22 protein-coding genes, 1 tRNA gene and 1 pseudogene are annotated in these 20,618 nt (G+C 60.5%); 6 read left to right on the forward strand and 18 right to left on the reverse strand.

Going from position 1 to position 20,618, the window contains the following annotated elements; genetic code table 11:
- The first annotated feature begins 5 nt into the window (after nt 1-5).
- Together ACEWE8_RS23805 and ACEWE8_RS23810 are read left to right on the forward strand one after the other, a co-directional pair.
- Complete coding sequence (locus ACEWE8_RS23805) at nt 6-407, forward strand: hypothetical protein (RefSeq protein WP_223255148.1); 402 nt, start codon at nt 6-8, stop codon at nt 405-407.
- Nucleotides 329-1,456, forward strand: coding sequence for a tyrosine-type recombinase/integrase (locus ACEWE8_RS23810; RefSeq protein ID WP_223255154.1), 1,128 nt, complete (start codon nt 329-331; stop codon nt 1,454-1,456). The genes ACEWE8_RS23805 and ACEWE8_RS23810 overlap by 79 nt, the downstream gene beginning before the upstream one ends.
- 69 nt (nt 1,457-1,525) lie before the next feature.
- Here the strand turns inward: ACEWE8_RS23810 and ACEWE8_RS23815 are convergent.
- The 9 genes from ACEWE8_RS23815 to thrS all read right to left on the reverse strand — a co-directional run bounded on the left by ACEWE8_RS23815 (nt 1,526) and on the right by thrS (nt 9,010).
- A tRNA-Pro gene (locus ACEWE8_RS23815) sits at nt 1,526-1,602 on the reverse strand.
- A gap of 110 nt (nt 1,603-1,712) precedes the next feature.
- Nucleotides 1,713-2,069, reverse strand: a complete 357-nt coding sequence (locus ACEWE8_RS23820; protein ID WP_046787170.1) for a MerR family transcriptional regulator — start codon at nt 2,067-2,069, stop codon at nt 1,713-1,715.
- Nucleotides 2,050-2,352, reverse strand: coding sequence for an integration host factor subunit alpha (ihfA, locus tag ACEWE8_RS23825; RefSeq protein WP_003250679.1), 303 nt, complete (start codon nt 2,350-2,352; stop codon nt 2,050-2,052). The genes ACEWE8_RS23820 and ihfA overlap by 20 nt, the downstream gene beginning before the upstream one ends.
- Nucleotides 2,353-2,356: 4 nt before the next feature.
- The gene (pheT, locus tag ACEWE8_RS23830; RefSeq protein ID WP_046787171.1) at nt 2,357-4,738 is read right to left on the reverse strand and encodes a phenylalanine--tRNA ligase subunit beta; all 2,382 of its coding nucleotides are present in this window, start codon (nt 4,736-4,738) and stop codon (nt 2,357-2,359) included.
- 31 nt (nt 4,739-4,769) lie between these two features.
- On the reverse strand, nt 4,770-5,786 hold the full coding sequence (gene pheS / locus ACEWE8_RS23835; protein WP_046787172.1) for a phenylalanine--tRNA ligase subunit alpha: 1,017 nt from the start codon (nt 5,784-5,786) through the stop codon (nt 4,770-4,772).
- 110 nt (nt 5,787-5,896) lie between these two features.
- The gene (gene rplT, locus ACEWE8_RS23840; protein ID WP_003250671.1) at nt 5,897-6,253 is read right to left on the reverse strand and encodes a 50S ribosomal protein L20; all 357 of its coding nucleotides are present in this window, start codon (nt 6,251-6,253) and stop codon (nt 5,897-5,899) included.
- 28 nt (nt 6,254-6,281) lie between these two features.
- On the reverse strand, nt 6,282-6,476 hold the full coding sequence (rpmI, locus tag ACEWE8_RS23845; protein WP_012313865.1) for a 50S ribosomal protein L35: 195 nt from the start codon (nt 6,474-6,476) through the stop codon (nt 6,282-6,284).
- A 60-nt stretch (nt 6,477-6,536) separates the two neighbouring features.
- The gene (gene infC, locus ACEWE8_RS23850) at nt 6,537-7,088 is read right to left on the reverse strand and encodes a translation initiation factor IF-3 (protein ID WP_174141673.1); all 552 of its coding nucleotides are present in this window, start codon (nt 7,086-7,088) and stop codon (nt 6,537-6,539) included.
- Nucleotides 7,088-9,010 (reverse strand): threonine--tRNA ligase, encoded by a 1,923-nt coding sequence (thrS, locus tag ACEWE8_RS23855; protein ID WP_046787173.1) that lies wholly within the window; start codon nt 9,008-9,010, stop codon nt 7,088-7,090. Before thrS ends, infC begins: the two co-directional genes overlap by 1 nt.
- Nucleotides 9,011-9,345: 335 nt before the next feature.
- Between thrS and ACEWE8_RS23860 the strand changes: the two genes are divergently transcribed.
- The gene (locus ACEWE8_RS23860; RefSeq protein ID WP_046787174.1) at nt 9,346-9,648 is read left to right on the forward strand and encodes a hypothetical protein; all 303 of its coding nucleotides are present in this window, start codon (nt 9,346-9,348) and stop codon (nt 9,646-9,648) included.
- Between the two features lie 159 nt (nt 9,649-9,807).
- The gene (locus ACEWE8_RS23865; protein WP_012313861.1) at nt 9,808-10,020 is read left to right on the forward strand and encodes a cold-shock protein; all 213 of its coding nucleotides are present in this window, start codon (nt 9,808-9,810) and stop codon (nt 10,018-10,020) included.
- A 92-nt stretch (nt 10,021-10,112) separates the two neighbouring features.
- Here the strand turns inward: ACEWE8_RS23865 and ACEWE8_RS23870 are convergent, their stop codons facing one another.
- Nucleotides 10,113-10,433: an I78 family peptidase inhibitor gene (locus ACEWE8_RS23870; RefSeq protein ID WP_046787175.1), complete on the reverse strand. Its 321-nt coding sequence runs from the start codon at nt 10,431-10,433 to the stop codon at nt 10,113-10,115.
- Between the two features lie 285 nt (nt 10,434-10,718).
- Between ACEWE8_RS23870 and ACEWE8_RS23875 the strand changes: the two genes are divergently transcribed.
- Nucleotides 10,719-10,931, forward strand: coding sequence for a hypothetical protein (locus tag ACEWE8_RS23875; protein ID WP_012313859.1), 213 nt, complete (start codon nt 10,719-10,721; stop codon nt 10,929-10,931).
- Here ACEWE8_RS23875 and ACEWE8_RS23880 read toward each other — a convergent pair.
- The 7 genes from ACEWE8_RS23880 to ACEWE8_RS23910 all read right to left on the reverse strand — a co-directional run bounded on the left by ACEWE8_RS23880 (nt 10,903) and on the right by ACEWE8_RS23910 (nt 17,861).
- Nucleotides 10,903-11,910: a nucleoside hydrolase gene (locus ACEWE8_RS23880; protein WP_046787176.1), complete on the reverse strand. Its 1,008-nt coding sequence runs from the start codon at nt 11,908-11,910 to the stop codon at nt 10,903-10,905. The two genes, ACEWE8_RS23875 and ACEWE8_RS23880, sit on opposite strands and share 29 nt — an antisense overlap.
- Before the next feature lie 90 nt (nt 11,911-12,000).
- A complete protein-coding gene (gene rbsD / locus ACEWE8_RS23885) occupies nt 12,001-12,399 on the reverse strand; it encodes a D-ribose pyranase (RefSeq protein WP_012313857.1) in 399 nt (132 codons plus the stop codon).
- Entirely contained in the window at nt 12,396-13,304 is a 909-nt protein-coding gene (gene rbsK, locus ACEWE8_RS23890; RefSeq protein ID WP_395589382.1) for a ribokinase, read from the reverse strand. The genes rbsD and rbsK overlap by 4 nt, the downstream gene beginning before the upstream one ends.
- 9 nt (nt 13,305-13,313) lie before the next feature.
- Nucleotides 13,314-14,336, reverse strand: coding sequence for a LacI family DNA-binding transcriptional regulator (locus tag ACEWE8_RS23895; RefSeq protein ID WP_395589383.1), 1,023 nt, complete (start codon nt 14,334-14,336; stop codon nt 13,314-13,316).
- A 4-nt stretch (nt 14,337-14,340) separates the two neighbouring features.
- Nucleotides 14,341-15,336: an ABC transporter permease gene (locus tag ACEWE8_RS23900; RefSeq protein WP_046787179.1), complete on the reverse strand. Its 996-nt coding sequence runs from the start codon at nt 15,334-15,336 to the stop codon at nt 14,341-14,343.
- Nucleotides 15,333-16,886 (reverse strand): sugar ABC transporter ATP-binding protein, encoded by a 1,554-nt coding sequence (locus ACEWE8_RS23905; protein ID WP_046787180.1) that lies wholly within the window; start codon nt 16,884-16,886, stop codon nt 15,333-15,335. The genes ACEWE8_RS23900 and ACEWE8_RS23905 overlap by 4 nt, the downstream gene beginning before the upstream one ends.
- A gap of 18 nt (nt 16,887-16,904) precedes the next feature.
- A complete protein-coding gene (locus ACEWE8_RS23910; RefSeq protein ID WP_046787181.1) occupies nt 16,905-17,861 on the reverse strand; it encodes a sugar ABC transporter substrate-binding protein in 957 nt (318 codons plus the stop codon).
- Between the two features lie 341 nt (nt 17,862-18,202).
- Between ACEWE8_RS23910 and ACEWE8_RS23915 the strand changes: the two are divergent.
- Nucleotides 18,203-18,490 (forward strand): annotated as a pseudogene (locus tag ACEWE8_RS23915) (asparaginase domain-containing protein); the annotation flags it as partial.
- Nucleotides 18,491-18,806: 316 nt separating this feature from the next.
- Here the strand turns inward: ACEWE8_RS23915 and ACEWE8_RS23920 are convergent.
- The gene (locus ACEWE8_RS23920) at nt 18,807-20,495 is read right to left on the reverse strand and encodes a hypothetical protein (protein ID WP_395589384.1); all 1,689 of its coding nucleotides are present in this window, start codon (nt 20,493-20,495) and stop codon (nt 18,807-18,809) included.
- Nucleotides 20,496-20,618: the final 123 nt, after the last annotated feature.

Raw genomic sequence — 20,618 nt, forward strand, 5'->3', positions numbered from 1 at the left:
AAGACATGGCGAATGCCACAGCAGCAAAGCCCTCAAGCATTCAGCCGCGGTTCATCCGGTTCGGCGATGCGCCTGGGTATCTCGGCATGTGCCGGGATGAGTTCAACAAGACGGTCAGGCCGAACGTGCGGGAATTCCCCATCGGAAAACAGGGTGTGGCCTTTGACCGCCAGGAGCTTGATGAGTGGGCGGACGCCTACATCGAGGCCAAGGCGATTGAAAAAGCCACCGGAGAGGACAACAATCGGCCCCGCAGCGAGCGCCGAGGAGATGATACATGGCGCGAAAAACGATCACCGGCCTCTATGAGAAGGGCGGTGTCTGGCAAATCGACAAAGTCTACAAAGGGGAGCGAATTCGAGAGAGTACTGGAACTGGTGACCGGGAAGAAGCAGAGCAGTACCTGATCCACAAGCTCGAGCAGATGCGTCAACGGAAGGTGTACGGCGTTCGGCAGGTGCACACCTGGGAGGAGGCGGCAATGCGCTACCTCCTTGAGGTCAAGGACCAGCCCTCGATTCACCTGACTGCCTTGTGCATGAAGCAGCTTCACCCGTACCTGGGCCACCTGCCGCTGACGCACATCGATGACCAGGCGCTGGAGCCGTTTATCAGGGATCGGCAGACAGAAAAGGTTCTGCCGGATGGGACCATTGAAAAGGCCGTGAGCAACCGAACGATCAACATCGCCATCGAGCGCGCGGTTCGGGTTTTGACGCTCTGCGCCAGGAAGTGGCGAGACGATGATCGCCGGCCATGGCTGGACAGTGTGCCCATGCTGAGGAAGCTCGAAGAGAAGAAGTCGAGCCGTAAGCCCTACCCAATGTCATGGGAAGAGCAGTCGATCCTCTTCAACGAGTTACCGGGCCATCTGCAAACGATGGCCCTGTTCAAGGTAAACACGGGCTGCCGGGAGCAAGAGGTGTGCAAGCTGAGGTGGGATTGGGAGATATCGGTGCCGGAACTGGGAACCAGTGTTTTCCTGATCCCTGCTGACTTCGGCGGGAGACACGCCCGGTCAGGCGTAAAGAATGGCGACGAGCGCCTGGTGGTGCTGAACAACGTGGCCAAGTCGATTATTGAAAGGCAGCGCGGGATCAGCAAGGAATGGGTATTCCCATACAACGGCACCGCGATGCACCGGATGAACGACTCGGCATGGAAGAAGGCACGGGTGAGAGCGGCGAAACTCTGGCAGGAGGAAAACCTTCGCCCCGCTCACCCTGGATATGCCTCGATCAGGATTCACGACTTGAAGCACACCTTCGGTCGACGACTGCGGGCAGCAGGCGTTACTGAAGAGGATCGGAAGTCACTGCTCGGGCACAAGAACGGCAGCATCACCAGCCACTACTCCGGCGCTGAGCTGGGCAAGCTGATTGAGGCTGCGAACATGGTATCAACAACTGACTCTCGCGGGCCGGTGTTGACGATCTTGAAGAGGAAAATCGGATGAAGTCCCGAAAAACTCCCCACATGCAAAAACGACAAAGCCACCCGAAGGTGGCTAAGTCGTTGAAATATATGGTCGGGACGGAGTGATTCGAACACTCGACCCCTTGCACCCCATGCAAGTGCGCTACCGGGCTGCGCTACGCCCCGACTGGGCTTTGAAGCATGTTCTCAATCTTGCCGAGAACGCTGAAGAATTTACCCTAACCTTTTGATAAATGGAAGCTTTTTTTCAAAAAAAACCATTCACCAGCTCAAGCTCACTTCTTCAAGACAACCAGCACATCCTCCAACTCAACAATCATCTGCCGAATCAGCTGCTTGTACTGGCTCGACTCATCCTTCACCTCATCACTGGAGAGCCGTAACCGCGCCCCGCCAATGGTGAACCCCTGGTCATAAAGCAGCGCGCGAATCAGGCGGATCATCAGCACGTCTTGGCGCTGGTAATACCGCCGATTGCCCCGCCGCTTCACGGGGTTGAGCTGAGGGAACTCCTGCTCCCAATACCGCAGCACGTGTGGCTTTACGGCACACAACTCGCTGACTTCACCAATGGTGAAGTAGCGTTTGCCCGGTATGGGGGGCAGTTCGTCGTTATGGCTTGGTTCCAGCATAGGCCTCAACCCGGGCCTTCAACTTCTGCCCTGGACGAAAGGTGACGACGCGCCGTGCGGTGATCGGGATCTCTTCCCCTGTTTTGGGGTTGCGGCCCGGCCGCTGGCGTTTGTCGCGAAGGTCGAAGTTGCCGAAACCGGACAACTTGACCTGCTCGTTCTCTTCAAGTGCGTGCCGAATTTCTTCAAAAAACAGCTCGACCAACTCCTTGGCCTCACGCTTGTTAAGCCCCAGCTCCTCGTACAGCCTTTCGGCCATCTCAGCTTTCGTCAGAGCACCCATGCCGTTATTTCCTTAACGTGGTGTTCAACCTTTGTTCAAGCGAGGTGAGGATGTTTTGCAGGGTAGTGTTCACCTCATCGTCGTTAAGAGTGCGCGATGGATGCTGCCAGGTCAAGCCGACGGCCAGGCTTTTTCTATCAGGATCAATACCTTTACCCTGGTAGACGTCAAACAGCCTGAGGTCTGTAAGCCATTCGCCTGCATTGTCACGAATTACTTCAAGCACGGCGCTGGCGGCCACGTCACGGCCGGCGATCAGGGCCAGGTCACGACGGGTTTCCGGGAACTTGGAGAGTTCGCTGAATTTCGGCAGGCGGCCTTCGACCACATCACCCAATACCAGCTCGAAGACGAACACCGGGCGGTCCAGGCCCAGGGCCTTGGTAACTTCCGGGTGCAGGGCGCCGAGGTAGCCGACTTCCTTGCCGTCGCGCTGGATGACAGCGGTCTGGCCTGGGTGCAGGGCGGGGTGTTTGCCGGCGGCGAAGGTGAAGTCGCTCAGGGCGCCCGAGTAGCCCAGCAGGGCTTCGACGTCTGCTTTTACATCGAAGAAGTCGATGCTGTCACGGCCGTTGGCCCAGCCTTCTGGCAGGCGGCTACCGGTGACAACGCCGGCGATCATGGGCTGCTGCTCCAGGTCACCCAGCTGGCCGACGAAGCGCAGGCCGCTTTCGAACAGGCGCACGCGGTCTTGCTGGCGGTTGAGGTTGTGCTGCATGGCTTTGACCAAGCCCGGCCACAGCGAGGCGCGCATGGCGGCCATGTCGCTGGAGATGGGGTTGGCCAGCAGCAGCGGCTCTACGCCTGGGGTGAACAGCTCGAACAGCTTCGGGTCGATGAAGCTGTAGGTGATGGCTTCCTGGTAGCCGCGGGCGACCAGCAGGCGGCGCAGGTTGGGCAGCTCACCGCGGGTTTCCGGGTTGGCCTTGGGCGCCAGGCGCGCTTGCGGGTAACGCACAGGCAGGCTGTTGTAGCCGTACAGGCGGGCTAGCTCTTCGATCAGGTCGACTTCCAGGCTGATGTCGAAGCGGTGGCTTGGCACCTTGACGGTCCACTCCCCTGCCCCGTTGGCCGTGGTGGTCAGCTCCAGGGCGTTGAGCATCTGCTCGACCTGGGCGGCCTGCAGCTCCATGCCGAGCATCTGGGTGATGCGTTCGGCGCGCAGGGTCACCGGGGCGACTTGCGGCAGGTGCTGTTCGCTGACGGCTTCGATGATTGGGCCGGCTTCGCCGCCGACAATCTCCAGCACCAGTGCGGTAGCGCGCTCCATGGCTTCGCGGGCCAGTTGCGAGTCGACGCCGCGCTCGTAGCGGTGCGAGGCGTCGGTGTGCAGGCCGTAGGAACGGGCCTTGCCGGCGACGGCGATCGGCTCGAAGAAGGCGCTTTCGAGGAACAGGTCGCGGGTTTTTTCGGTGTTGACGCCGCTGTGCTCGCCACCCATCACGCCGGCAATGGCCAGGGCGCGGGTGTGGTCGGCGATGACCAGGGTGTCGGCGCGCAGGGCGACTTCCTGGCCGTCGAGCAGCACCAGCTTCTCGCCCTCTTCGGCCATGCGTACGCGGATGCCGCCGTTGATTTCGGCGAGGTCGAAGGCGTGCATCGGCTGGCCGAGTTCGAGCATCACGTAGTTGGTGATGTCGACGGCGGCGTCGATGCTGCGCACGTCGCTGCGGCGCAGGCGTTCAACCATCCACAGCGGGGTGGGCTTGCTGAGGTCGACGTTGCGGATGACGCGGCCCAGGTAGCGTGGGCACACGGCCGGGGCGCTGACTTCGACCGGGCGCACTTCGTCGTGGGCAGCCGGTACGGCCGGCACCACCGGGCGGGTGACCGGGACGTTGTACAGGGCGCTGACGTCGCGGGCCAGGCCCGCCAGCGACAGGCAGTCACCGCGGTTGGGGGTCAGGCCGATTTCGATGCTGGCGTCGTCCAGGTTCAGGTACTGGCGAATGTCTTCGCCTACCGGGGCGTCGGCATCCAGTTCGAGCAGGCCGTCGTTTTCTTCGCTGATCTGCAGCTCTGCTGCCGAGCACAGCATGCCGAACGACTCGACGCCGCGCAGCTTGGCCTTCTTGATCTTGAAGTCGCCCGGCAGTTCGGCGCCGATCATGGCGAACGGGATTTTGATGCCCTGGCGCGCATTGGGGGCGCCGCAGACGACCTGGAAGGTTTCCTGGCCGTTGCTGACCTGGCAGACGCGCAGTTTGTCGGCGTCAGGGTGTTGTTCGGTGGCGAGGATTTCGCCCACGACGATGCCGCTGAACTGGCCGGCAGCGGGGGTTACGCTGTCGACTTCAAGGCCGGCCATGGAAAGGCGGGCGACCAGTTCGTCACGGGAGACTTGCGGGTTTACCCAACCGCGCAGCCACTGTTCACTGAATTTCATGCTGTTCTCCTGAAAGTTGCGTCGATTGGGCCTAGCGGAATTGGGCTAAGAACCGCAGGTCGTTGTCGAAGAACAGACGCAAATCGTTGACGCCGTAGCGCAGCATGGCCAGGCGCTCGGCGCCCATGCCGAAGGCGAAGCCCTGGAATTCTTCAGGGTCGATGCCGGACATGCGCAGTACGTCCGGGTGCACCATGCCGCAGCCCAGCACTTCCAGCCAGCCGGTTTGCTTGCACACGCGGCAGCCTTGGCCGGAACACATCACGCACTGGATATCGACTTCGGCGGACGGCTCGGTGAAGGGGAAGAACGACGGGCGGAAGCGCACGGCCAGTTCTTTTTCGAAGAACACGCGCAGGAACTCTTCGATGGTGCCCTTGAGGTCGGCAAAGTTGATGTCGCGATCGATCAGCAGGCCTTCGACCTGGTGGAACATCGGCGAGTGGGTGATATCCGAGTCGCAGCGGTAAACGCGGCCCGGGCACACAATGCGGATTGGCGGCTGGGTGGACTCCATGGTCCGCACCTGCACCGGCGAGGTGTGGGTGCGCAGCAGCATGTTGGCATTGAAGTAGAAGGTGTCGTGCATCGCCCGGGCCGGGTGGTGGCCGGGGATGTTGAGCGCTTCGAAGTTGTGGTAGTCGTCTTCGACCTCAGGGCCTTCGGCGATGCCGTAGCCGATGTGGGTGAAGAACTGCTCGATGCGTTCGAGGGTACGGGTGATCGGGTGCAGGCCACCGGTGGCCTGGCCACGGCCTGGCAGGGTCACATCAATGCATTCGGCAGCCAGGCGAGCGCTGAGCTCGGCCTCTTCAAAGGCTGCCTTGCGTGCGTTGAGCACTTCGGTGACGCGCTCTTTGGCGTCATTGATCAGCGCGCCGACTTTCGGGCGCTCTTCGGCTGGCAGGTTGCCCAGGGTCTTCATCACCTGGGTCAGTTCGCCTTTTTTGCCAAGATACTGAACCCGGATCTGTTCCAGGGCATTGATGTCTTCAGCGCGCTCCACGGCCTCAAGGGCTTGGGAGACCAGCGCGTCCAGGTTTTCCATGTACAGACTCCAGATACGAAAATAGGGGAAGAGCTTTGAAGGCTCTTCCCCTATCGATGACGTTTTACACCCGACAGCGCAGAACGCTGCCGGATGATTGTCGTGGGTACTTAAGCCAGAACGGCTTTAGCTTTCTCGACAATTGCAGCAAACGCCGCTTTTTCGTTCACTGCCAGGTCAGCCAGAACCTTACGGTCGATTTCGATCGACGCCTTTTTCAGGCCAGCAATCAGACGGCTGTAAGACAGACCGTTGGTGCGGGCACCGGCGTTGATACGAGCGATCCACAGTGCGCGGAACTGACGCTTCTTCTGGCGACGGTCGCGGTAGGCGTATTGGCCTGCCTTGATGACTGCCTGCTTGGCTACGCGGAATACGCGCGAGCGTGCACCGTAGTAACCTTTAGCCAGCTTCAGAATTTTTTTGTGACGCTTACGAGCGATAACGCCGCGCTTTACACGAGCCATGAGTAACTTCCTCTATCTTTGACCAGAATTAACGAACGCGCAGCATGCGCGCGACTTTCGCGACGTCAGACGGGTGCAGCAAGCTGCTACCACGCAGTTGACGCTTACGCTTGGTCGACATTTTGGTCAGGATGTGGCTCTTGAAAGCGTGCTTGTGCTTGAAGCCGGTAGCGGTCTTCAGGAAGCGCTTTGCAGCACCGCTCTTGGTTTTCATTTTTGGCATGTTGGAACTCCGCATTCGATAAAATTACACATAATCATCAGGCCTGCCGTGCCCGGGAGATTACTTCTTTTTCTTGGGGGCGATGACCATCATAAGCTGGCGTCCTTCCATCTTCGGATGCTGCTCAACGGTGCCGTATTCGGCGAGGTCAGCTTCAACCCGCTTCAACAGCTCCATGCCCAGCTCCTGGTGGGCCATCTCACGACCACGGAATCTCAGAGAGATCTTGGCCTTGTCCCCATCGGTAAGGAAACGTACCAGGTTGCGTAGTTTTACCTGGTAATCCCCATCCTCCGTCCCTGGACGAAACTTGATTTCTTTGATCTGGATCTGCTTCTGGTTTTTCTTGGCTTCGTTAGCCTGCTTCTTCTTTTCGAAGAGGTGCTTGCCGTAGTCCATGACCTTGCAGACAGGCGGTAACGCGTCTGCAGAGATTTCAACCAGGTCCAGCTTCGCTTCATCAGCGATACGCAGCGCTTCATCAATCGAGACGATGCCAACCTGCTCGCCGTCTGCGCCAATTAACCGAACCTCGCGGGCCGAGATATTCTCGTTGATCGGGGCCTTCGGTGCAGCACGTTTATCGTTTCTCATTTCACGCTTAATAGTCATTACTCCGATTCTTGGCGACCACGCCGGGAAACCGCATGTGTCAGAAGCTCAACGAACTGGGCGACGGGCATGGAGCCCAGGTCTGCACCTTCGCGAGTACGCACAGCGACGGTTTGCGTTTCGACTTCGCGGTCCCCTATAACCAAAAGGTACGGGACCTTGAGCAAAGTATGCTCGCGGATTTTAAAGCCGATCTTCTCATTTCTCAAGTCCGACTTGGCACGGAAACCGCTACCGTTCAGAGATTTCTCAACCTGAAGGGCGAAATCGGCCTGTTTGTCGGTGATGTTCATGATCACGGCCTGGGTCGGTGCCAGCCACGCCGGGAACACGCCGGCATAGTGCTCGATGAGCATGCCGATGAAGCGTTCGAACGAGCCGAGGATGGCGCGGTGCAGCATCACCGGGCGCTTGCGCGCGTTGTCTTCGGCGATGTAGCTGGCGTCCAGGCGCTCTGGCAGGTTCGGATCGTACTGCAGGGTACCACACTGCCAGTTACGGCCCAGGCAGTCGCGCAGGGTGAATTCGATTTTAGGGCCGTAGAAGGCACCTTCACCTGGCTGGTATTCCCATTCCAGGCCGGATTCGTTCAGGGCGTCGGCCAGTGCACCTTCGGCGCGGTCCCACAGCTCTTCGGAACCCACGCGCTTGGCGGGGCGGGTGGAGAGCTTCATGGCGACGTCGGTGAAACCGAAGTCCTTGTACACGTCCAGGGTCAGCTTGATGAAGTCGGCGGCTTCTTTCTTCACCTGGTCTTCGGTGCAGAAGATGTGCGCGTCGTCCTGCACGAAGCCACGTACGCGCATGATGCCGTGCAGGGCGCCGGACGGCTCGTTACGGTGGCAGGCACCGAATTCGGCCAGGCGTAGCGGCAGGTCCCGGTACGACTTAAGGCCCTGGTTGAACACCTGCACGTGGCACGGGCAGTTCATCGGCTTGACCGCGTAATCACGGCTTTCCGACGAAGTGGTGAACATGTTTTCGGCGTAGTTGGACCAGTGGCCGGAACGCTCCCAGAGGATGCGGTCGACGACTTGCGGGGTCTTGATTTCCGAGTAGCCGTTTTCGCGCTGGACCTGGCGCATGTACTGCTCGAGCACCTGGTAGACGGTCCAGCCGTTGGCGTGCCAGAACACCATGCCCGGCGCTTCTTCCTGCAGGTGGAACAGGTCGAGCTGCTTGCCGATCTTGCGGTGGTCGCGTTTTTCGGCTTCTTCGATGCGCTGGATGTAGGCAGCCAGCTGCTTCTTGTCAGCCCAGGCGGTACCGTACACGCGCTGCAGCTGCTCGTTCTTGGCATCGCCACGCCAGTAGGCGCCGGACAGCTTGGTCAGCTTGAATGCCTTGAGGAAACGGGTGTTCGGCACGTGCGGGCCACGGCACATGTCGACGTATTCTTCGTGGTAGTACAGGCCCATGGCCTGCTCGTCGGGCATGTCCTCGACCAGGCGCAGCTTGTAGTCTTCGCCACGGGCCTTGAACACGTCGATGACTTCGGCGCGCGGGGTCATCTTCTTGATGACGTCGTAGTCTTTTTCGATCAGCTGCTGCATGCGCTTTTCGATGGCGACCAAGTCTTCAGGGGTGAAGGGGCGCTCGTAGGCGATGTCGTAATAGAAGCCTTCGTCGATGACCGGGCCGATGACCATCTTGGCGGTCGGGTACAGCTGTTTCACTGCGTGGCCTACAAGGTGGGCGCACGAGTGACGGATGATCTCCAGTCCCTCTTCATCTTTAGGGGTGATGATCTGCAGGGTGGCGTCGTGGGTGATCAGCTCGCAGGCGTCGACCAGCTTGCCGTCGACTTTGCCGGCAACGGTGGCCTTGGCCAGGCCGGCACCGATCGAAGCGGCGACATCGGCTACGGATACCGCGTGATCGAACGCGCGTTGACTGCCATCGGGAAGAGTAATAGTGGGCATGGCGCCTCCTCTCCTAGTGGTGACCCCTACCAAAGGTCACATGGGTTGGGATGAGCCAGTACAAGATCCGACCTGCCTTCCTTGAAGGAAGCCTGCCTCACAGTGGCAGGAGCCTTTCGGCTTGCCAGGGGGACCTGAGTGACTGGAAAGTAAAAAGATAGTTGCACGCTGCACGTGTGCAGGTGCAAGCCGGGCATGCTAGCACGGGGGTTGCATGGCAGCGCAGAAATATTTGGAAATTACGCGGTAGCGGTGAACTTACACGGAAAATTTCCTATCAGACTTTGGGAAGCAACCTACTCTTGATGAGACCTTAACCCAAGGAGTGTCTGGTTATGCGAGTTCCGTCTCTTCTGGCCCTGGCGGCCGCTGGCGCCCTGCTGCTGCCCATGGCAGCCACCGCTGGCAACTTCCCTGCCGGCAAGGAGGGTGCCTACATGGCGCAATGCAAACAGGTGGCGCAAGGTCAAGGTGTCGACGCTGCAACTGCAGACAAGCATTGTTCGTGCGGCGCGCAAGCCATCAAAGATAATTTCACTGATAAGGAGATCGAAGACCTGGACAGCAATGACGGCGTTGACGCCAAGCTGATGCAGAAGGCACAGACCGTCGTGCAAGCGGCCTGCAAGCCGAAATGAGCCATGCGCAGAGGGCTTTCCGGGCTTTATTTGCCCTGGATCAGCATCCTGCGAAGGTAAAAGACGCTACAGGCGCAGAATTAGACTATTATGGTGTCCGTGCTCCGTAGCCTCGGCCACATTGCACCACTGAAAATTAAATGTTCTGGAGATTCACCCATGTCCAATCGCCAACAAGGCACCGTCAAATGGTTCAATGATGAGAAAGGCTACGGCTTCATCACCCCAGCAGGCGGCGGCGACGACCTGTTCGTTCACTTCAAAGCCATCGAATCCGACGGCTTCAAGAGCCTGAAAGAAGGCCAGACTGTTTCCTTCGTTGCCGAAAAAGGCCAGAAGGGTATGCAGGCTGCGCAGGTTCGTCCGGAGTAATTCGGATAGCTGTAAAAAAACCCGCCCTTGTGGCGGGTTTTTTTATGGGCGTTTGCCAGGGCAGCACACGCCTGCACCTCGTAGGGGCTGCATCAACCGCAGTTGACGCGGGTCACCTTGCCCTGCTCGTCCACATTCAGGTTGAGGCGCTCGGAGCGGTACTCCAGGGTCACCATGTCATGTGGCTTGAGAATACGGGCAATCTGTGAGCCACTGGCCTTGCGCGCCTGCTCGAGCAGGTCGGCACTGCCTTGCTTGCCAATGGCGAAATCGGCACCGCTTGCCTCGCAGCGGCCGTCGTTGCCTGCAGCTGCAGCCGGGGCGCTGCCGCCGCCAGAGCTGCCACCAGTGCTGCAACCAGCCAGCACAGCAGCGACCAGCAAGGTTGCCAGGGAAGCACGGGTACGGAACATGAATCCTCCTAAATAGATCTGGGAACTGCCTGTTCCGACAGTTCCACCCTGAATTCGTTGCAAAACCGCACAAGTCTGCCCGAACTCACCGCGCATGGCGAAAGGCAATCGTGACCGGATTTTGCACCACGCAGTTGGTTTGCTTGGGCAGGCTTTTTATTCTTAAGTCGAAGAGCCATTGACGCAAAGTGATGATTTACTTTAAGAAGTGCAGGCACAGTGCCTGCTGCGAACACCAGGGTCAGGTGTTCGCCCCTCCGCTACAGGCCTAAACGAGAGCCTTTCATGAGCCACCACAGCATCGACGCCGACATCAAGGTCAAATGGGCGGAGGGCCAGAGCGCCTACAGCCCCAGCACGCCAGAAGAGCTGGTATTGATCGCCCTGGACCTGCTTGTGCGCGACCTGGGCAGCGAGGCGGCGCGCAACTTCATCGACCAGGTGTTCGAGCGCTACGCACCGCACGCCGCTATTGCAATCGAGCCAGGCGCGCGCTGAGCAGGTCGAAAAAGCCCTGGGCATCGCCCTCGCCCACCCACATCACGTTGGCCGGCTGCTTGAGCACGCCGTACCAGTCGGCGACGGTCTGGCCGAAGGTCGGGCCCTCGCGGCTGTCGACGCTCATGTGGATGCGCCGCCCGCCGAACAACTCGGGCTTGAGCAGATAAGCAATGACACTGGCGTCATGCACCGGGCCGCCGGGCATGCCGTACAAGTCCATGTCGTGCTTGATGTACGCATTGAGGATGTCCACCACGCGCTTGCTGGCCTGGTTGTTCACGGCTGCCAGCTGCTTGAGGCGGGCGTCACTGGTGAGCAGTTTGTGGGTGACGTCCAGTGGCAGGTAGGTCAGCGGCACGCCACTGGCCAGCACCACCTCGGCGGCGTGCGGGTCGGCGTAGAGGTTGAATTCTGCCGCCGGGGTGATGTTGCCGCCGTTGAAGTGGGCGCCGCCCATCACCACCACCTCTTTGATGCCTTTGGCGATGTCCGGGCGCAGGATCAGTGCCAGGGCCAGGTTGGTCTGTGGGCCGAGCATGGCCACGGTAATGCTGCGGGGTTCGGCAGCACTGAGCGTATCGACCAGGTACTGCACGGCATTGCCCGGGGCCAGGGGCTTTTTCGGTTCATGCACCGGGACACCGGTCAGGCCTTCTTCACCATGCACTTCGGCAGCGTAGATCGGCGTGCGCACCAGCGGGCGCCCTGCCCCGGCGTACACCGGGATGTCTTCGCGGCCGGCCCACTCGCGGGCCAGGCGGGCGTTGCGCGAGGTTTTGTCGAGGCGCACGTTGCCGGCGACGGTGGTGATGGCGCGGATATTGAGCTCGTCCGGCGAGGCCATGGCCAGGAACAGTGCGACCACATCGTCGGCGCCGGGGTCGGTGTCGATGATCAGGTCGCGGGGTGCGGCCTGGAGCGTGGTGGTGGCGGCTGCGGCCATGAGGGCGAGTCCTTGTAGCAGAGGTTTGAGCATGGGGCACTCCTGTTGCCTTGGTGGTGAAGCGGTCGGGGCCGCTTGGCGGCCCATCGCCGGCAAGCCGCCCCCCACAGACTGGGCTGGGAACTAGAAGGTTACGCCAGCTATGAGGGCGATGTTGCTGTAGGGCTGGCACTCGCCGGTACGCACCACGGCGCGCGCACTGCGCGACAACACCTTGAATTGCTCATGGCTCAGCCATTCACGCTTGCCGAGCTTGCCGCGCAGACGCTCGATCTCGACCAGGCCGGGCGGCACGACCTTCTGCATCTCTTCGGCCAGCACATGGCGCTCCACCTGCATCTCGCTGAGCACAGCGCGCAGCACGCTGGCGAAGTCGGGAATGCCCGGCGTCAAGGCCAGGTCAATCAGTTCGACCCCCGGCGGCACGGGCAACCCGGCATCGCCGATCACCAGGATGTCGCCGTGGCCCAGCCCGGCAATGGTGCGCGACAGGGCAATATTGAGCAGCGCGGTCTTTTTCATGGGGCCAGCTCCGCCAAGGTCGGGATCGAAGGCTGTGCACCGGCGCGAGTGACGGACAGCGCCGCAGCGCGTTGACCGAAGGTGATCGCTTCACACTCCTCCAGGCCGCGCACCAGCGCGGCTGCAAAACCGCCGACAAAGGTGTCGCCCGCTGCCGTGGTGTCCAGCGCTTTGACCTGCGGCGCCGGGAAGTGCCGGCTGCCATCTCGGCTGACGAACACCGCGCCCTGCGCACCAAGGGTGACGATGACCTTGCCGGCGCCCAGTTGCAGCAGGCGCTCGCCGGCACGGCGGGCGCTGGCCTGGTCGTTGACCGGCTCACCGGCCAGCGCCTCGGCCTCGCTTTCATTGGGGATGAGGTAATCGATATGGGCGAACCACTGCGCGGGCAACGGGCCGGTGGCCGGGGCCGGGTTGAGGATCACCGTCTTGCCCAGCTCACGGCCCCTGGCCAGGGCCCAGGCCACGGTGTCGGCAGGCACTTCGAGCTGGCAGATGATCACCTCGGCAGCCTGCAGCAGCGCGTCGAAACGCTGCACGCTTGCCGGGGTAAGCTGGCCGTTGCCGCCGGGGATGATGACGATGCAGTTCTGGCTGGCGGCATCCACGGTAATCAGCGCCACGCCACTGGAGACGCCTGGGCACTCGCTCACCGCCTGGCAATCGATACCCTCCACTTCCAGGGCCTGGCGCAGCTGCTGGCCGTAGGCGTCAGCGCCGACGTTGCCGACCATGGCCACGCTTGCGCCCAGGCGTGCTGCGGCCACCGCCTGGTTGGCGCCCTTGCCCCCCGGCACGGTGAAAAAGCTTTCGCCGGCCAATGTTTCGCCTACACGTGGCAGCCGCTCGGCGCGGGCCACCAGGTCCATGTTGAGGCTACCGACCACCACTACCTTGGCACTCATGGGCATTCCTTAGCGGTAATCATTGAACAGGTCCGGGCGCGGCCCGGTGGACTCGCGCAGCACGATGCGCGGGGCGACGATGCGTTGCTCTGCGCCATCGCGGCGGGGCGTAGCGATACGTGACAGCAACAGCGCCGCTGCACTTTCGCCGAGCTCGCGGATCGACTGGCCGACGGTGGTCAGCGGTGGGTACACGTAGCGGCTCAGCTCGATGTCGTCGAAGCCGATCACCGACAGCTCGCCCGGCACGTGGATGTTGCGCTCGGCAGCCGCACGCAGCACGCCGAAGCCGATCATGTCGTTGCCGGCGAAAATCGCCGTGGGCCGCTGGCCGTCGAGCAGTTGCGCGGCCGCCGCATGGCCGCCTGGGCTGGTGAAGTCGCATTGCAGGATGTGCGCCCCCTGCACGGCTACCTGCGCCTCGGCCATGGCGCGGTGGAAGCCGGCCAGGCGCAGCTGGCTGACCCCGGTCGCAGTCGGGCCGCCGATATAGGCGATGTCGCGATGGCCAAGCTCCAGCAGGTGCTGGGTGGCCAGGTACGCGCCCTGCTCGTGGTCGATGCGCACCAGGTCGGCGTCCACGCCTTCCAGTGCTCGGTCGACAATGACCATCGGCGTGCGCACGCAGGCCAGGCTCTGCAGCAGGTCGCTGTCCTCGCCCACCGACGCCACCACCAGGCCGTCGATGCGTTTTTCCAGCAGCACGCGCAGGTAGCTGCGTTGCTTCTGCGGGTTGTCATCGGAGTTGCACAGGATCACGCAATAGCCGTTGCGCTCGCAGGCATCTTCAATGCCGCGCGCCAGCTCGGCGAAGTAAGGGTTGACGCTGTTGGGCACCAGCAACCCGATGGTAGCCGTCGTGCGCGCCTTGAGCGAACGCGCCACGGCGCTGGGCACGTAGTCGAGCTCGACGATGGCCGCTTCGACCTTCAGCCGCACCTGTTCGCTGACCGGGCGGGTCTTGTTCAGCACATGGGACACTGTGGTGTAGGAAATGCCCGCGAGTGCCGCGACGTCTTTGATGGTTGCCATGTTTTCAGTTCCGCCGGCCTGCTCGCCGGCTACGGTAGGTGTCGAGCACCACGGCGATGACGATGACCGCCCCGGTGATGATGCGTTTGGTGGGTTCTGAGGCGCCGATCTGTGCAAGGCCTGCGGCCAGCACCGAGATGATCAACACACCGAAGAAAGTACTGATGACCGAGCCGCGCCCACCCATCAGGCTGGTGCCGCCGATCACCACGGCGGCGATCACCTGCAGCTCCAGGCCGGCGCCGGCATTGGGGTCGGCGGCTTCCAGGCGGGAAATCTGGAACAGCGCGGCCAAGCCTGCCAGCAGGCCCATCAGGGCAAACACCAGCACCTTGTAGGGGCGCGGGTCGATGCCGGCCAGGCGCACGGCCTCTTCGTTGGTGCCGATGCCGATCAGGTGGCGGCCGAACACGGTGCGGGTCAGCACCAGCTGGGCGAGGATGATCACCAGCAAGGCAATGATGAAGGCCGGCGAGATACCGTAGGCGATCGGGTTGGAGAACCAGGCGTAGGCATCGCCGATGTAGGCGGTGCGCGAGTCGGTGAACTGGTAGGCCAAGCCGCGGGCCATTTCCAGCACGCCCAGCGAGACGATGAACGACGGGATGCGCCAGGCCACCGTGACTGCACCGGTGATGCTGCCGGCAAGTGCGGCGACAGCCATGCCGAGCAAGGCGGCCGGCAGCACGCTCCAACCCCAGCCGAGGATGGCCACGCTGACTGCCGATGCCGCCAGCGCCAGCACCGACCCCACAGACAGGTCGATGCCGCCGATGATCAGCACGAAGGTCATGCCCACGGCCAGCACCATCAGGTCGGGGATCTGGTTGGCGAGGGTGCTGAAGGTGGCGTACGACCAGAAGTGGCTGCTGAGCAACGAGAACAGCACGATCATGGCCAGCAAGGCGCCCGCAAGACCCAGGTAGGTGCCGAGGCCGAAGTAGGTGCCGCTGCGGCGCGCGGGGGTGCCGGCCTGTGTGTCGAGAGGTGTGGTTTTCATGCATCCATCCTGGGCGCTGCGTCGTGCAGCAGGGCGTCACGTTTCTGGTAGCCGGCGAAAGCGGCGGCAAGGAGCTGGTCCTGGCTCCAGTGGTCGCGCTCGAAGGTGTCGATCAGGCGGCCGGCCGACAGCACGGCGATACGGTCGCAGATCAGCATCAGCTCGCGCAGGTCGCTGGACACCACCACCAGGGCCTTGCCCTGGCGCGCCAGCTCGGCCAGCAGGCCATAGATGTCGAACTTGGCGCCCACGTCGATGCCGCGGGTGGGTTCGTCGAACAGCAGCACCTGGCAGTCACGCTCCAGCCAGCGGCCGATCACCACCTTTTGCTGGTTGCCACCGGACAGCTCGCCGACCGCCTGGGCGGCATTGGCACTGCGGATGCGCATGGCATTGATCTGGCGTTCGGCCAGGGCCTTTTCGGCGTCGCCGTCGACCACCCCGGCGCGGGACAGCGCGGCGAGGTTGCCCAAGGCAATGTTGGCGCTGATCGATTGCGTCAGCAGCAGGCCTTCGCCCTTGCGGTCTTCGGTGATCAGGGCGATACCGGCCTTGACCGCCGCCTTGGGCGAGTCGATGGTCACCGCCTTGAGTGGCTGGCCGATTTCGATGCTGCCGCTGTCGGCGCGGTCGGCGCCGAAGATCAGCCGCAGCAGCTCGGTGCGCCCGGCACCAATCAGCCCGGAGATACCGAAGATCTCCCCTGCCCTGACCTGCAGCGACACGTTACGCACCTTGTCACCGCGGCACAGCCGGTCGACCTTGAGCAACGGCGCGCCGATCTGCCGGCGGCCCAGGTCGATGTGTTCGCCCAGCTCGCGACCGACCATCAGGTTGACCAGTTCGGCGCTGCTATAGCGCTGGATCGGCTCGTCGCACACCAGCTTGCCGTCGCGCAGCACCACGATGCGCTGCGCCACACGCTGGAGTTCTTCAAGGCGGTGGGAGATGTAGACGATGGCCACGCCGCGCTGGCGCAGGCGCTCGATCTGGGTGAACAGCAGCTCCACCTCGCGGGCGGTGAGCATGGCGGTGGGTTCGTCGAAGATCAGCACATGGCAGTCGCCGATCAGGTTGCGGGCGATCTCCACCATCTGCTGGTGGCCGATGCCCAGTTCGCCCACCGGGGTGTCCGGGTCGATGGCGTCCAGGCCAACCTGTGCCATGGCGGCCGTGGCCAGTTGGCGCAGGCGCTTCTGGCTGATCCAGCCGAAGCGGCTGGGCAGGTTGTCGAGGAACAGGTTTTCGGCCACGGTCAGGGTCGGCAGCAGGTTGAGCTCCTGCATGACCATGCGCACGCCAAGGCGCTCGGCGGCGCTACGGCTGCCAGGCGCATAGGCCTGGCCGCGGAAAGTCATGTGCCCGGTGGTGGGCGTTTCCAGGCCGCTGATGAGCTTGGACAGGGTGCTCTTGCCAGCGCCGTTCTCGCCGGTCAGGGCCAGCACTTCGCCGGCGCGCAGGGCCAGGCTGACGTCGCCCAGCACCGGTTGCGCGTAGCTCTTGCCCAAGCCGCTGGCAGCGAGCAGCACTTCATTGGCCGTTACAGGCATGGCCATGTCTCCTGGCCGTCAAGGCTTGGTGATGAGTTCGACCGGGGTCTGGATGACGTTGTCGGCGTCCACGTTCGGCTTCTGGCCCTGGAGCATCTGCAATGCCGCCTGAATGCCGTACACCGCCTGCTGGCTGGCCGCCTGGTCGAGGGTGGCAAGCACGCGGCCATCCTTGAGCATGGGCTTGATGGCGTTGATGTTGTCGTAGCCCACCACTTGCACCTGGCCGGTCTTGCCGGCGGCGCGCACGGCCGAGACAGCGCCCAGGGCCATGCTGTCGTTACCGGCCAGCAGCGCCTTGAGGTCGGGGTATTCGTTGAGCATCGCGGCGGCGACAGCGTTGCCTTTGTCGATTTCCCAGTTGCCCGATTGCACCGAGACGATCTTCATCTGCGCCGCCTCCATGGCGTCCTTGAAGCCGGCGGTGCGCTGCTGGGCATTGGTGGTGGTCGGCACGCCTTCGATGATGCCGACCTGGTCACCGGCCTTGAGCTTTTCCTTGGCCAGGTAGTCACCCACCAGACGGGCGCCCTTGCGGTTGTCGGGGCCGACAAAGGGGACGCTGAGGTTCTTGCTCTTGAGTACGTCGGGGTCCAGACGGTTGTCGATGTTGACCACCGTGATGCCGGCGTCCATGGCCTTCTTGATCACTGGCACCAGGGCTTTGGAGTCGGCCGGTGCGATGACCAGCGCCTTGGCACCGGTGGCGATCATCTGCTCGACGATGCGGATCTGGTTGCCGGTGTCGGTCTCGTCCTTGATGCCATTGGCCACCAGGTCGAATTCGTTGGCGTGGTCTTTCTGGTAGGCCTTGGCGCCGTCTTCCATGGTGCGGAAGAATTCGTTGGCCAGCGACTTCATCACCAGGGCGACCTTGGGTTTGTCTTCGGCATGGGCAGCGGACAGAGGCAGGGCAAGCGACAGCGATGAAATGACGGCGAGCGCCAGCAGACGACCGGGGAACGGCAGTTTCATGGGAGATGACTCCGAATCTTGTGGTTTTTATCGGATCGCAAACGTTTGCGTTGGCTAACTATGGAAACAGGATGAGGTTTTGTCAAATCCGTTTCGCTGCCGGGGGCTGCGTTGCTTCTGGCGCAGATTATCTTGGATTCTTCCGAAAAACCGAACAGGTTTTCCTATGTTTGTTCGGATTGCCGAATTCGAGGGGCCGCCTGCGCGCTCTTCAGGTCAAGCCCGGCCCACAGCCACAGCGGCATACAGGAAATTACAGCGCCCTACCAAGGATGGTATGAAAACTGCCTTGCACCCTGTGCGACACAGCAAAATCTCCTTTAGGAAGAGAGAACAATAATATGAATGCTGCACTGAAGACCTTCGCACCCAGCGCCCTGGCGTTGCTGCTTATCCTGCCAACCGCTGCTTCGGCGAAAGAAGCCCAAACCCAACAGAAGCTGGCCAACGTGGTCATCCTCGCAACCGGCGGCACCATTGCCGGCGCCGGTGCAAGTGCTGCCAACAGTGCCACGTACCAAGCGGCCAAGCTGGGCATCGACAAGTTGATCGCCGGCGTGCCGGAGCTTGCCGGCATTGCCAACGTGCGCGGCGAGCAAGTGATGCAGATCGCCTCCGAAAGCATCAGCCAGAAACATAGGTTTATCCCCCCCGGACAGACATCTCTGTAACCCTTTGCGCATCAGCGTTCCAGCAAAATCTGATGATGTCCGTACTCCACCTCCTGGCCGTTGTCATTCACAACTGAGTCCAGGTCTACGGCAGATCACATGGCCAGCCCTCTAGCAATTGCAGAGCCGTCAAGCAGCCTCAGATTCTTTGAAATCGTGGGACACATCTCAAATCAGGCATCATCACACGCGGCCCAGCCACTCCAGCTACGCTCAATCCCAACCGCAGAGACTCGGGACCAAAAAATGTAGCCTGCTCAAACGGTCGGCGACTTCAGTTCTTAGTAAGCCTGAGCAGCCACTGAACCGCTTTGAACCCAAAATGCGTGATCACCAACACGCCCACCACAGCTGTCATAGCCACTGCCAGCCCAACAATTTTTGTCCACTGATCGTCGAAACTGATCCCGGCCAGCTTAGCTACGGGTTGGATTAACTCTGGGGAGAGTGCGGCCGAAGCGATGATTCCAAATATTATGGTTATCCGTCTGGTGAACGATTCAGACGCAATTTTTTCATCAAGCTCTAGTGACTTCTTCACAGCTTCAACTTTCTTATGGAACATCCTGCCTACCATAGCGAGGTGAGCACCACGCCTAATCTCCTCGATATAGTCAGCCACCTCCCCGTACTTATACAATGAGTACAACGACTCCTCGAACCCCAGAACCTGCAACTCAACGCGAGTCACTTCTGTCGATTTTTTACACCCATCCAAAGCCGACGAAACATACGCGTAAAAAACAACTATCAAATGCGCAACCTCATTTAACACCTGAACATCGGAGATTAAATTATCAAACGCATAGCCTTCGTTACCATCTATGAATTTAGAGACCTTCAAAGATGAGAAAATCAAAGATACCGGCTCTGAGTAAAAACTATTGAAGTCATCAAAACACCTCAAATCTTTGAGCTGTACCGACTGACCATACGATCCGCCAGATAAATCAGCCCGGACCATCACGCTACTCACAAAAACCTTGTGAGCAGTCCAATTCTCTTCTGCCGCTTCTTTCTGTGCCGTATGACTTAGGATTGCCACAAGTGGCTTACCATACCAAAACCTACAAACCGGCGGATCGAACTTACGAACCTTAAACCAATTTACTCTCGACCTCACTTTACCGACTGCAATTGACCGCGCAACTACAGACAATAGATTCCTTGCAACATCAGTTAGAGTTAGCTGATCCGTATGCATAAGCTCATAAAGACTCAACTCCTCACTTAAAAACCCTATAGAAAACGGCAAGTTCATCGAGGCGTTGATCATTTCTTCAAACACCCCTCTCTGAGCACGTCGCTCCAAAAATGAAAGCTTGGCGATTTGACACTCAGTAGATGCCTCATGTAGCGCCTTAACACAAAGCACCGAACTTAAATTGCGTAGCGACTTGTTAACCTCTTCGTGAACAACCTCATCCGAGGTCAGCTCATCAAACCCAAGCACTCCATCCAAAGCAATGGAAATCAATCCATCACTTGAAATTTTTACATGCGGAAGGAAAAGCTCATACCCTTCAACACCTTCAGCTTGAATTGCCAAAGGTCGCAAGAATATACGCACACTCTCAGCTGGAAAGCCAAACGCCCCATTAAATAACTTACGCTCCGATAGCAACAAGCTTAACGCTTTCATAAAAGCGTAGCGAACCGAATCCTGGCCTTTTCCAGCCATGAAAGCCTCATGCCCCTTGACCGTCATCCCCATCCCTTGGACGGTAGCCTGGATATCTAAACCCTGAGTCTTAATTCGGCCTTGCTCTTCAAAGATTATTACTCCTCTATTATCCAGAGCAAATGCGAAAGCGTCAGAGCGCACAAGAATCTTGCATATTTCGGCAAGATTTGATGAGCAGTCAAGCCTAGAAGAATACAGATATGTAGACTGCCCCGAATAAACGTTTTCTTCACTGAAATCACTATCGCATTCAGCTACGTGAATTTCTGGCGCCCCCATAGCTGCTTCTCCCTCTATAAACTCATATATACAATCATGCCAAGGTGCATTTAGTTAAAGCAGCCCATGACGACGGGCATAGTCAGCCAACCTGCGATACTCAGCACTGTCAACGAGGCTCGC

The sequence above is a fragment of the Pseudomonas sp. TR47 genome (assembly GCF_044143025.1).
GTDB classification, from domain to species: Bacteria; Pseudomonadota; Gammaproteobacteria; order Pseudomonadales; family Pseudomonadaceae; genus Aquipseudomonas; species Aquipseudomonas putida_E.